This window comes from Mesorhizobium sp. M8A.F.Ca.ET.207.01.1.1, from assembly GCF_004794715.1.
Lineage (GTDB): Bacteria > Pseudomonadota > Alphaproteobacteria > Rhizobiales > Rhizobiaceae > Mesorhizobium.
Map to the genome: position 1 here is coordinate 543129 of NZ_SRUS01000006.1, position 10276 is coordinate 553404.

Below are 10276 nucleotides of genomic sequence, written 5' to 3' on the forward strand. Positions count from 1 at the left end.
TCCCCTGAAAAGATCGTGTGCTTGGCGCGGGCTCAGGTCTGGCGGGAGGACTTGTAGACGTTGACGCCCAACTCGCGAATCTTCTTGCGCAGGGTATTGCGGTTGAGGCCCAAAAGCTCCGCGGCCTTGATCTGGTTGCCGCGGGTTGCCGTCATCGAAGCCAGCACCAAGGGATATTCGACCTCGGACAGAATGCGCTCGTAGAGACCGGCGGGCGGCAATTCGCCTGCAAAGGAGGCGAAATAGCGCTGCAGGAAGTGCTCCACCGCCTGGCCGATGGAAAGATCGTCGGGAATGAGGTTGCCGGCGCCCGGTACCACCGGGCGCTCGCCTGTCTTGAGTTCCGCCTCGATGATCTCGGCGGAGATCTCGTCCTGCGAATAAAGCGCGGCGAGCCTGCGAACGAGGTTTTCCAGCTCGCGCACATTGCCTGGCCAGGGATAGCGCTTCATCAGCTCGATGCCGCCGGAAGAGATGCGCTTGGTCTGCAGCCCCTCCATCTCGCCAAGCTTGAAGAAATGGCGCACCAGGTCGGGCACATCCTCGGAGCGTTCGCGCAGCGCCGGCAACCTGAGCGGCACGACGTTGAGACGGTAGAAGAGGTCCTCGCGGAAGAGGCCCTGGTTGATCAGCGTGCGCAGGTCCTTGTTGGTGGCGGCAACGATGCGCACATCGGTCTTGATCGGCGTGCGGCCGCCGACCGTCGTGTACTCGCCCTGCTGCAGGACGCGCAGCAGGCGCGTCTGCGCCTCCATCGGCATGTCGCCGATCTCGTCGAGGAACAGCGTGCCGCCCTCTGCCTGCTCGAAGCGGCCGGTCGAGCGGTTCTGCGCGCCGGTGAAGGCGCCCTTCTCGTGGCCGAACAATTCCGATTCGATCAGATCGCGCGGGATCGCCGCCATGTTGATGGCAACGAATGGACCGCCACGACGGCGTCCATATTCATGCAGCGCGCGCGCCACCAGTTCCTTGCCGGTGCCCGATTCGCCCGAGATCATCACCGTCAGGTCGGTCTGCATCATGCGCGCCAGCATGCGGTAGATGTCCTGCATGGCCGCCGAACGGCCGACCAGCGGCATCGTTTCGGGCTGCTCTTCCTGCCGCGCATCGATCTTGGGGCGCCGGGGCTCGGACAGCGCGCGGTTGACGATGTTGAGGAGTTCGGTCAGGTCGAAAGGCTTCGGCAGATATTCGTAGGCACCGGTTTCGGAAGCGCGGATCGCCGTCATGAAGGTGTTCTGGGCGCTCATGACGATGACAGGCAGTTCCGGCCGCGCCTTCTTGATGCGTGGCAGCATGTCGAAGGCGTTCTCGTCCGGCATCACGACGTCGGTGATGACGAGGTCACCCTCGCCAGCCGCCACCCAGCGCCACAGGGTCGAGGCGTTGGAAGTGACGCGCACCTCGTGACCGACACGCGAAAGGGCCTGATTGAGCACGGTGCGGATCGCCGCATCGTCATCGGCGACGAGAATGTTGCCGCGAACGGTCATTTGCGATCTCCTTCGCCGTCTTGATCGGCGCCTAGCGCCGTTTCCTTCCAGGCCGGCATCAGCACCCGGAACGTCGTTGCGCGCGGCGTCGAATCGCACTCGATGATGCCGCCATGTTCACCGACGATCTTGGCGACCAGCGCAAGCCCCAGCCCCGAGCCGTTCGGCTTGGTGGTGATGAAGGGATCGAACAGGATCGGCAGGATATCTTCCGAGACGCCCGAACCATTGTCGCGCACGCAGAACTCCAGCGGCAGCGATACGCGGTCCTGCGTGCCGGGAACCGAAACGCGAATGCCGGGCCGAAAGGCGGTGGACAGCACGATCTCGCCGTGGGGATCGCTACCGATCGCCTCGGCGGCGTTCTTGACCAGGTTGAGGAACACCTGGATCAGTTGATCGCGATTGGCGAACACTGGAGGCAATGATGGATCATAGTCCTCCAATATCTTGATTTTCTTCGCGAAACCGTTCTTTGCGATTGCTTTCACGTGATCGAGCACGACGTGGATGTTGACGGGATAGCGATCGATCGGCCGCTCGTCGGAAAACACCTCCATTCGATCGACCAGCGACACGATGCGGTCCGTCTCGTCGGTGATCAGCCGCGTCAGCGCGCGATCCTCATCGGAGGCGGACAGTTCGAGCAGCTGGGCCGCCCCCCTGATACCGGACAGCGGGTTCTTGATCTCATGCGCCAGCATCGCCGCCAGGCCGGTCACCGAGCGCGCCGCGCCCCGATGCGTCATCTGCCGGTCGATCTTGTCGGCCATCGACCGCTCCTGGAACATGACCACGACGGAGCCCGGAAATTCCGGCACCGGCGCGACGTAGAGATCGACGACCTTTTCGATGCCGAGGCGCGGTGACGAGACGTCGACCCGATACTCGTTGACGGGCGCGCGGCGCTCGCGCACCTGGTCGACCAGCGTCAGCAATGGGCTGCCGAAAGGTATGAGTTTGGACAAGGTGTTGCGCGCCAGCATGGTCGCGCTGGAGCGAAAGAAATCCTCGGCATCGGCGTTGGCGAAGATGATGAACCCTTCCTCGCTGATCATGATCACCGGGCGACGGATCGTATTCAGCACGATCTGGGCGGCATCCGCTATTTCGGTGCCTTGGCCAGCAGTGGCGGTCATGCGGCGCTCCGCAGGTTCATGGTTTGCGGATCGCGCGAAAACACATCGCGCAGCAAGGAAATGACGCGAGCGGGTTCGAACGCGGTAATTATCGCTTTTCTACTGTCGCCGGCGACACCCCCGGCATGTCGATCGAGATACCAGCCCAGATGCTTGCGCGCCTGGCGCAGGCCGCTCTCGATGCCGTAAAGCGCCAGCATGTCCTGGTAATGAGCAATGATATAGTCGGAGAGCGCTTGGCGGGTCTCGGGAACGCCGGGCGAAAATGTCCCAGCGGCGGCCGTAGCGATGCTGCCGGCGACCCACGGCGCGCCATAGTGGGCGCGGCCGACCATCACGGCGTCGGCGCCGGACTGTTCGAGAATGACCGAGGCTTCAGCCGGGGAGCAGACATCGCCATTGGCGACGACCGGGATGGAAACGGCCTCCTTGACGCGAGCGATGGCACGCCAGTCCGCCTTGCCCTGGTAGAACTGGCAGCGTGTGCGGCCATGGACCGTGACCATCCTGACGCCCGCCTGCTCGGCGCGGCGCGCAAGGACGGGAGCGTTGAGTGCCGCCTCGTCCCAACCGAGCCGCATTTTGACCGTCACCGGCACCTTGACGGCGCCGACCACGGCCTCGATCAGCGAGAGCGCGTGGTCGAGGTCCAGCATCAATGCCGAGCCGGCATAGCCGCCGGTGACCTTCTTGGCCGGGCAGCCCATGTTGATGTCGATGATGTCGGCGCCCTCGCCGGCGGCGATTCGAGCGCCTTCGGCCATATGCATCGCCTCTCGGCCCGCAAGCTGAACCATATGGACGGGCAGGCCGGAATGACGTATGCGCAGGTCGCAGCCAGCCCTGCCCTTGGCGAGTTCGCCGCTGGCAACCATTTCGGATACGACCAGGCCGGCGCCGTGCGAATGGGCGCGCTGCCTGAACGCCTCATCCGTAATCCCGGACATCGGCGCGAGGAAGACGCGGTTGCGGATTCTCACGCCGCCGACGTCGAGAGGCGCGGCCAATCTGATCAAGTTAACCATGCACAAAAACCAAGCATGTCCATTCGTTGCACATTCTCTAGCCAGATCGAGAGAAATGTGCAACGCGGAATGACGCCACATTGAGGCGCAATTGGGAAAATGCTGGCCTTCGGCCTTGGCCGCGACTAGGACCAGACTTGGATGATTGGCGCAACTGAAAATCAGGCTTCGGATCCGGGTGGTAAAGTCGCGGTGGTTATCGTCGCGGCCGGTCGCGGCGCGCGCGCCGGACAGACCGATGGCCCGAAGCAATATCAACGAATTGGCGGGCGCGCCGTCATCGCGCGCGTCATCGATATTTTTCTCGCGCACCCGCTCATCGGCCGGATCGTCGTGGCCATTCATGCGGAGGACCGCGAGCTTTTTCGGCAAGCCGTGGGCACCGATGCCGATCGGGTGACGGCAATCGCCGGAGGCGCGACCCGGCAGGATTCGGTTCGGCTCGGACTGCAGGCGCTGAGAAGCTACGCGCCCGACAAGGTCCTCATTCACGACGCCGCGCGCCCCTTTGTCGACATGGATCTGATCGACCGCACCATCGCGGCGATCGGCGAACGCGAGGGCGCGCTTCCCGCCCTGCCCGTCGCCGACACGCTGAAACGCGAATCGGCCACCGGCACCGTCGGCGAAACAGTTCCCAGGAGCGGGCTGCACGCGGCGCAAACGCCGCAAGGCTTTCCCTTCCTCGCGATCATGACCATGCATGAGGAAGCCTACAACAGAGGCAAGACCGACTTTACCGACGACGCATCGATCGCCGAATGGATGCAAATGCCGGTAAAGCTCGTTCCCGGCTCGCCGGACAATGTCAAACTCACCTGGGCACGGGACATCGCCATGGCACACCAGCGGCTTTCCAGCGAACGGATGCACTTCCCCGACATCCGGACCGGCAACGGCTACGACGTCCATGCCTTCGAGCCCGGCGATCACGTCACGCTCTGCGGCGTGGCCATCCCGCATGACAGGAAATTGTCGGGCCATTCCGACGCCGATGTCGGCCTGCACGCCCTGACCGACGCGCTGCTGGCGACGTGCGGCGCCGGCGACATCGGCACGCACTTTCCTCCGTCGGATGCGCAGTGGAAAGGCGCCGCGTCGCGAATATTCGTCGAACATGCGGCAAGGCTTGTGCGCGAGCGCGGCGGGCGCATCGCCAATGCCGATATCACGCTGATCTGCGAGGCACCGCGCGTCGGCCCGCACCGTGAGGCGATGACGTCAGTCCTTTCGCAGATGCTGGGCATTTCCGCCGACCGCATCTCGGTCAAGGCGACGACCAACGAGAAGCTCGGATTTGTCGGCCGCGAGGAAGGCATAGCGGCGATCGCCACCGCCAGCGTGGTGTTTCCCGGCGAGGTTCCGGAATGACCAACAGCGAACTGGCAATCGCCCTGTTTGAGGCCTGCCGCGAGCGCGGCATCATGCTGGCGACGGCGGAAAGCTGCACCGGCGGCATGGTCATTGCCGCGCTGACCGACATTGCCGGCTCCTCCGCCGTGGTCGATCGCGGCTTCATCACCTATTCCAATGAAGCCAAGATGGACATGCTCGGCGTTCGTGCCACCACGCTCGACACGCATGGCGCGGTTTCCCGCGAGACGGCGACCGAGATGGCAGCCGGTGCGCTTGCCCGGTCGCGCGCCGGCCTCACCCTGGCCGTCACCGGCATTGCCGGTCCGGGTGGCGGTTCTGCGGAAAAGCCGGTCGGGCTGGTCTGGTTCGGCGTCGCCGTGAACGGCCAACCCGTGACGGCTGAACGAAAGCTGTTTGCCGACAATGGTCGCGACTTCATCCGCCGGGAAACGGTCAACCATGCGCTCAAGCTTGGCTTGCAGGCGCTTGGCGAGAGTCAGGCCGCCGGTGTCTTGCCGTAGATGACATCAGCGCGTTTTTCGAAAGCCTCTGCGAACATGCGGAAGGCACGGTCGAACATCGTGCCCATCAGCGCACCCAGGATGCGGCTCTTGAATTCATAGTCGATGAAGAAGCGCACGGCACAGCCGGCACCGTCCGGCTCGAAACGCCAGACATTGCTCAGATATTTGAACGGGCCATCGATGTACTTCACATCGATGGCGTTTTCGTCGGGCTTCAGCAGCACCTGGGTCGTGAAGGTCTCACGGATCGCCTTGTAGCCGATGCTCATGTCGGCGACGAGGATGGTGCGCCCATCCCGCTCCTTGCGTGAGCGGACCGTCAGCGCCTCGCAAAGCGGCAGGAATTGCGGATAGGTTTCGATGTCGGCAACCAGCACGAACATCTGCTGCGGCGTGTGAGCAACGCGGCGGGTGGCTTCGAATTTCGGCATGAACCCGGCTCTAGAGGGCGTCGCGTCGAAGACGCATCAGAGCGATTTCGCGAGCTGTGCTTCGCGCGCCGCGCGCAGCCTGGCGAAATCGTCGCCGGCGTGATGCGACGAGCGCGTCAGCGGGCTCGACGCCACCAGCAGGAAACCCTTGGTCTTGCCGATCGTCTCGAAGGACTTGAATTCCTCCGGCGTGACGAAGCGGATCACCGGGTGGTGCTTCTTCGACGGCTGCAGATACTGGCCGATGGTCATGAAGTCGACATTGGCCGAACGCAGATCATCCATCAACTGCAGGATTTCGTTGCGCTCCTCACCCAGTCCCACCATGATGCCGGACTTGGTGAAGATCGAGGGATCGAGTTCCTTGACCCGCTGCAGCAGCCGGATCGAGTGGAAATAACGGGCGCCTGGCCGGACCTTCAGATAGTTCGACGGCACGGTTTCGAGATTATGGTTGAAGACGTCGGGCCTGGCCGCCACGACGATCTCCAGCGCCCCGTCCTTGCGCAGGAAATCCGGCGTCAGGATTTCGATCGTCGTCAGAGGCGTTGCCGCCCGGATCGCACGGATGACATCGGCGAAGTGCTGCGCGCCGCCATCGGCGAAATCGTCGCGGTCGACCGAGGTGATGACGACATGGGTAAGGCCCATCTGCTTGACGGCATGCGCGACGCGGGCCGGCTCGTCCGGATCGAGCGCGGTCGGAATGCCAGTGGCGACATTGCAGAAGGCGCAGGCGCGCGTGCAGATCTCGCCCATGATCATGAAGGTGGCGTGCTTCTTTTCCCAGCACTCACCGATGTTCGGGCAACCGGCCTCTTCGCATACAGTCACCAGCTTGTGGGATTTGACGATCTCGCGTGTCTCGGCATAGCCTTTCGATACCGGCGCCTTGACGCGGATCCAGTCCGGCTTGCGCAACACCTCCTGGTCGGGCTTGTGCGCTTTCTCGGGATGCCGCAGCCGCGGCGCGTTGGCGATCGTGTCGAGGACAGTGACCATCTGAACCCTGGCTTTTCTCGCGACCGCCCGTCGGCGATCGTCACGTTTACGTCATCTAGGACTTTTCAACACAAAGAAAAAGGCTGCGGAGGCGCATGCCGCCACAACCGTTTTCGCATAGCCGGGAAGGATATCGACTAGCGGCGCACCAGGCGACCGACCCAGATCAGCAGGCAGGCACCGATGAAGCCGGTGATCAGATAGGCGGTCCAGCCGACGCCGAACACGCCGATGTTGAGCGCCTGTAGGATGGCATTCAGCACCACCGCGCCAACGATGCCCATGATAATGTTCATGAATATGCCGGTGTTGCTCTTCATGACCATTTCGGCGAGCCAGCCTGCCAGGCCGCCGATGATGATGGCTGCGATCCAGCCCACGCCGTTCAGGTGCATATGCCTTCTCCTTGCGCGCGTAAAAATGCATCCGGAAACGAACTGCCTCGCCGTCGCGATCTCGCGGCCTTCGAAGCTGAGTCTCCTGCGGCGAATCTATCATGCGTTCAAGGCGCGACCATAGGCGTCGAGCACGCTTTCCTTCATCATCTCCGACAGCGTCGGATGCGGGAAGATCGTGTGCATCAGCTCTTCCTCGGTCGTTTCAAGGTTCATCGCCACGACAAAGCCCTGGATCAATTCGGTGACTTCGGCGCCGACCATATGCGCGCCGAGCAACTGACCGGTCTTCTTGTCGAAGATGGTCTTGATGAAGCCCTGGTCCTCGCCAAGCGCGATGGCCTTGCCGTTGGCGGCGAACTGGAAGCGGCCGACGCGAATATCCCGGCCTTCGGCCTTTGCTTTCGCTTCCGTCAGGCCAACCGAGGCAACCTGCGGGTTGCAATAGGTGCAGCCGGGAATCTTGAGCTTGTCGGTCGCGTGAACACCGGGAAAATTGGCGATCTTTTCGATACACACGACGCCCTCATGCTCGGCCTTGTGGGCAAGCATCGGGGGACCGGCGACATCGCCGATGGCGTAGATGCCGGGCACATTGGTCTTGCCATAACCGTCGATGACGACGCAGCCGCGCTCGGTCTTGACGCCGAGTGCCTCAAGGCCGAGATTCTCGATATTGCCCTGGACGCCGACGGCCGAAATCATGCGATCTGCCGATATCTTCTCGACCTTGCCGTCCTTCCTCTCGACATACGCGGTGACGGAGTTCGCCCCCTTCTCGACCTTGGTCACCTTGGCCTCGAGGATGATCTTCATGCCTTGCTTCTCGAACTGCTTTTGCGCGAATTTCGAGACTTCGGCGTCCTCGACCGGCATGACCGCCGGCAGCAGTTCGACCACCGTGACGTCGGCACCCATTGTGCGATAGAAGGAGGCGAATTCGATGCCAATGGCGCCTGAACCCATCACCAGCAGCGACTTCGGCATCTCCTTCGGCACCATGGCTTCAAAGTACGTCCAGATCAGCTTGCCATCCGGCTCGATGCCGGGCAGCGCGCGCGGCCGGGCGCCGGTCGCCAGGATGATGTGCTTGGCCGTGTAGGTGCCCTCGCCCTTGACGCCTTTCGGCACCGGCGGCTGCGGTTCCATCGGCTTCTTGGCCGTCTTGGAAACAACGATCTCGCCGGGCTTCGACAACTTGGCCTCGCCCCAGATGACATCGACCTTGTTCTTCTTCATCAGGAAGGCGACGCCGCCATTGAGCCTGAGCGACACTTTCCGCGACCGATCGACCACGGCCGCGGTGTCGGCGCTGACCTTGCCGTCGAGCTTCAGGCCATAATCCTTCAGGTGATCCGAATAGTGCATGATCTCGGCCGACCGCAGCAGCGCCTTGGTTGGAATGCAGCCCCAGTTGAGGCAGATGCCGCCGAGATGTTCGCGCTCGACGATCGCCGTCTTGAAGCCGAGCTGGGCGGAACGGACCGCGGTGACATAGCCGCCGGGACCGGAGCCGATGATGATGACGTCGTAGTTCTCAGCCACGGTCTTCTCCTTCAATCACAATTCCAGCATGACGCGCACGACTGGTGTCAGCGCCTTGCCGATGTTTCGCGTGTTTTCGGCGTCGAGGTGGACGCCATCGAGAGGTGTTGTTTGCGCCACTGTGCCAGCGTCGAAGAAGCCGCAACCGACTTCGTCGGCGAGTGCTGCGTATTGCGGTGCAAGCTGCTTCGAGGCGTCGTCGCCACCGGCGAACATCTCCTTGAAATCGGCATTCTCCGTGCGGCTGACAAGAGGAGGCGAAACGATCAGGATCTGCGGCGCCGGCCAGTCGAACGGATAGTCGTGGCCACGCACGATGTCGATCAACCGCTGGATGCCTTGCTTGGCGGCAACCGGGTTGCCATGGATCCATGGTTTCATGTCATTGGCACCGAGCATGATGACGATCAGGTCGATCGGCGCATGCGTCGTCAGCACCGTCGGCAGCAGCCGCGCGCCGTTGCGGTCAGCTCCGGCCAGATGATCGTCGAAGGCGGTGGTGCGGCCATTGAGGCCGTCGGCGATGACCTGAACGCCTTCGCCGAGGCCGGCCTGCAGCACGCTTGGCCAGCGATCCGGCAGCGCATGACGCCCGCCTTCGGCATTGTAGCCCCAAGTCAGAGAGTCACCGTAACAAAGAACCGTCTTCATCCGTTCAACCCGCCTTTATGTCGGCCACGCCGCGCTTCACGCGCCAGCGCACGAACAACCAATGGATGATGATCGTCACCAAGCCCGGCAGACCGAGACCGGCAACCATCGGCATGTCTTTCCTGACCAACGCGGCGCTGCCGTCGCTGTAGAGGATCAGCGCGACCAAGATGACGAGCAGCACCACAAAAACAATCAGCGTCGATTTGCCCGCCCTCGCCACGACCGCGACCGGATCATTCGTCAATTGCGCCACGAAGAAGACGAAGGTGACGACCAAGGTCACCAGCACCGAGAACATGAAAACGAGGATGTATTCTTCCTCGGCGACTGTGGCGACAGCCAACCATTGCGCGATCAGACCGCCAGCCAACCCGGAAATGAAAAAAGCGAAAAGGCTGGTGAAGAATATTCGCACAGCCCTTCCCTTTCCTAGACCAGCATGCCCATCGGGTTCTCGATCAACTTCTTGAAGGCGACCAAGAGTTCGGCCCCCAGCGCTCCGTCAACCGCGCGATGGTCGGTCGACAGCGTCACCGACATCACGGTGGCGATCTTGACCTCGCCGTCCTTGACCACCGCGCGCTCCTCGCCGGCGCCGACCGCCAGGATCGTCGCGTGCGGCGGGTTGATGACCGCGGCAAAGTCCTTGATGCCGAACATGCCGAGGTTGGACACCGCCGTGGTGCCGCCCTGATATTCCTCCGGCTTCAGC

Annotated in this window: 12 protein-coding genes; 2 read left to right on the forward strand and 10 right to left on the reverse strand. The window is 62.8% G+C overall.

The genetic code is table 11. The features are described from left to right. Window positions 1-32 precede the first annotated feature (32 nt). The 3 genes from ntrC to dusB are packed head-to-tail and all read right to left on the reverse strand — an operon-like array spanning window position 33 to window position 3657. Complete coding sequence (gene ntrC, locus EN850_RS21070; protein WP_027142746.1) at window positions 33-1493, reverse strand: nitrogen regulation protein NR(I); 1461 nt, start codon at window positions 1491-1493, stop codon at window positions 33-35. Then, entirely contained in the window at window positions 1490-2632 is a 1143-nt protein-coding gene (locus tag EN850_RS21075; RefSeq protein ID WP_127872374.1) for a nitrogen regulation protein NR(II), read from the reverse strand. The genes ntrC and EN850_RS21075 overlap by 4 nt, the downstream gene beginning before the upstream one ends. Continuing rightward, on the reverse strand, window positions 2629-3657 hold the full coding sequence (gene dusB / locus EN850_RS21080; RefSeq protein ID WP_135932075.1) for a tRNA dihydrouridine synthase DusB: 1029 nt from the start codon (window positions 3655-3657) through the stop codon (window positions 2629-2631). Before dusB ends, EN850_RS21075 begins: the two co-directional genes overlap by 4 nt. 141 nt (window positions 3658-3798) lie before the next feature. Between dusB and EN850_RS21085 the strand changes: the two genes are divergently transcribed. Together EN850_RS21085 and EN850_RS21090 are read left to right on the forward strand one after the other, a co-directional pair. Then, window positions 3799-5028: a bifunctional 2-C-methyl-D-erythritol 4-phosphate cytidylyltransferase/2-C-methyl-D-erythritol 2,4-cyclodiphosphate synthase gene (locus EN850_RS21085; protein WP_127872372.1), complete on the forward strand. Its 1230-nt coding sequence runs from the start codon at window positions 3799-3801 to the stop codon at window positions 5026-5028. Beyond that, entirely contained in the window at window positions 5025-5534 is a 510-nt protein-coding gene (locus tag EN850_RS21090; RefSeq protein ID WP_136092172.1) for a CinA family protein, read from the forward strand. The genes EN850_RS21085 and EN850_RS21090 overlap by 4 nt, the downstream gene beginning before the upstream one ends. On the opposite strand, the gene EN850_RS21095 is transcribed toward EN850_RS21090, so the two are convergent. From EN850_RS21095 to EN850_RS21125, 7 genes are all read right to left on the reverse strand, one after another. Beyond that, window positions 5510-5968, reverse strand: a complete 459-nt coding sequence (locus EN850_RS21095) for a type II toxin-antitoxin system RatA family toxin (RefSeq protein WP_136092173.1) — start codon at window positions 5966-5968, stop codon at window positions 5510-5512. The genes EN850_RS21090 and EN850_RS21095 overlap by 25 nt on opposite strands. 36 nt (window positions 5969-6004) lie before the next feature. Continuing rightward, entirely contained in the window at window positions 6005-6970 is a 966-nt protein-coding gene (gene lipA / locus EN850_RS21100; RefSeq protein ID WP_136092174.1) for a lipoyl synthase, read from the reverse strand. Between the two features lie 137 nt (window positions 6971-7107). After that, a complete protein-coding gene (locus tag EN850_RS21105; RefSeq protein ID WP_027142753.1) occupies window positions 7108-7365 on the reverse strand; it encodes a GlsB/YeaQ/YmgE family stress response membrane protein in 258 nt (85 codons plus the stop codon). A gap of 99 nt (window positions 7366-7464) precedes the next feature. Then, the gene (gene lpdA / locus EN850_RS21110; protein ID WP_135880317.1) at window positions 7465-8910 is read right to left on the reverse strand and encodes a dihydrolipoyl dehydrogenase; all 1446 of its coding nucleotides are present in this window, start codon (window positions 8908-8910) and stop codon (window positions 7465-7467) included. A 15-nt stretch (window positions 8911-8925) separates the two neighbouring features. Beyond that, window positions 8926-9561: an SGNH/GDSL hydrolase family protein gene (locus EN850_RS21115; RefSeq protein ID WP_135918542.1), complete on the reverse strand. Its 636-nt coding sequence runs from the start codon at window positions 9559-9561 to the stop codon at window positions 8926-8928. Window positions 9562-9565: 4 nt separating this feature from the next. After that, a complete protein-coding gene (locus EN850_RS21120; RefSeq protein ID WP_246689257.1) occupies window positions 9566-9907 on the reverse strand; it encodes a hypothetical protein in 342 nt (113 codons plus the stop codon). 86 nt (window positions 9908-9993) lie between these two features. After that, window positions 9994-10276: 2-oxo acid dehydrogenase subunit E2 (locus EN850_RS21125; protein WP_189591189.1), on the reverse strand; the 283-nt coding region annotated here is incomplete at its 5' end.